1 protein-coding gene is annotated in these 1655 nt (G+C 41.7%); it reads left to right on the forward strand.

Annotation, left to right across the window (positions count from 1 at the left end; genetic code table 11):
- Positions 1 to 294: 294 nt before the first annotated feature.
- Positions 295 to 1458 (forward strand): zinc-dependent alcohol dehydrogenase, encoded by a 1164-nt coding sequence (locus tag F968_RS19420; protein ID WP_002045824.1) that lies wholly within the window; start codon positions 295 to 297, stop codon positions 1456 to 1458.
- Positions 1459 to 1655: the final 197 nt, after the last annotated feature.

Raw genomic sequence — 1655 nt, forward strand, 5'->3', positions numbered from 1 at the left:
AAAAGAAATTATCAAAGTTCTGTTGCTTTAGCCTGTATATTTTTATGGCTACCTTTATAGGGTTAATTATGAACAGTAAGTATCAACAGACCCTAATCATTTACTCGATTTTTGACATATTTTGTAGTGAATTACGCAAGTACTATATAAGTTTATTTTTTAAACACTCGGCTTCCTTATTTCATACATTAATTTACAGCTCTAGGTCAGGTTATAAGGCTCTAATAAAAAGGCTTTTTAATAATCAGCAGCCTTATTTGAGACTATTTATGTTGAACTAGAGAGGAAATCCGCATGCGTGCTCTTACCTATCATGGTGCTCGGGATGTACGAGTTGAATCTGTTCCAGATCCAGTGATTCAGGAACCAGATGACGTTATTTTAAGGGTGACAGCCACTGCCATCTGTGGCTCAGACCTACATCTATACCGGGGTAAAATCCCCGCCACTGAAGACGGTGATATTTTCGGCCATGAATTTATGGGAGTTGTAGAAGAAGTCGGCCCTGCAGTGACAGAAGTCAAAAAAGGTGACCGGGTGATCATTCCCTTTGTCATTGCATGCGGTCACTGTTTTTTCTGTGAACATGAACTGATGGCTGCCTGTGAAAATACCAATACGGGTCGTGGTGCAATTCTCAATAAAAAACAGATTCCACCAGGAGCGGCCTTGTTTGGCTTTAGCCACCTGTATGGTGGTGTTCCGGGTGGTCAGGCTGAATATGTGCGGATTCCCAAAGGCAATGTCGGACCGTTTAAGGTTCCCGGCTCCTTGCCTGATGAAAAAGTATTATTCCTGACCGATATTCTGCCAACAGCCTGGCAGGCAGTAACCAATGCTCAAGTCACCCGTGGTTCTACAGTGGCAATTTATGGTGCTGGTCCAGTCGGTCTGTTATCTGCAGCTTGTGCACGGATGCTCGGTGCCGAACAGATCTTCATGGTCGACCATCACCCTTATCGCTTGCGATTTGCTCATCAAACCTATGGGGTCATTCCGGTCAACTTTGATGAAGTCGATGCAGCTGAATTTATTATTCAAAATACAGCAGGTTATCGTGGTGTTGATGCAGTTATTGATGCCGTTGGTTTCGAAGCCAAAGGGAGTGTTCTGGAAACAGTAATGACCAACCTGAAATTAGAAGGTTCGAGTGGTTCAGCACTAAGACAATGTATTGCAGCAGTCCGACGCGGCGGTGTGGTGAGTGTACCTGGGGTTTATGCCGGTCCAATTCATGGCTTTCTGTTTGGTGATGCCTTTGACAAAGGTTTAACTTTTAAAATGGGACAAACCCATGTGCATAAATACTTGCCGCAGTTACTCGAACATATCGAAAATGGAGATCTGTCTCCGGATGTGATTATTACCCATCGCATGAAACTGGAAGATGCTGCGGAAGGTTACCGTATTTTTGATAAAAAGGAAGAAGACTGTCGTAAAGTCATTCTAACGCCGTAAATTTACTTAAAGAATAAAAAGTGCCTTCTAGGCGCTTTTTATTCTTTAATCAAGACAGATCAAATCACCTGTTTTTATTTTTCAATTTTCTTCATCAAAAACTAGGGTCTGTTGATACTTACTGTTCATAATTAACCCTATAAAGGTAGCCATAAAAATATACAGGCTAAAGCAACAGAACTTTGATAATTTCTTTT

This window comes from Acinetobacter sp. NIPH 817 (assembly GCF_000368405.1).
Classification (GTDB): Bacteria; Pseudomonadota; Gammaproteobacteria; order Pseudomonadales; family Moraxellaceae; genus Acinetobacter.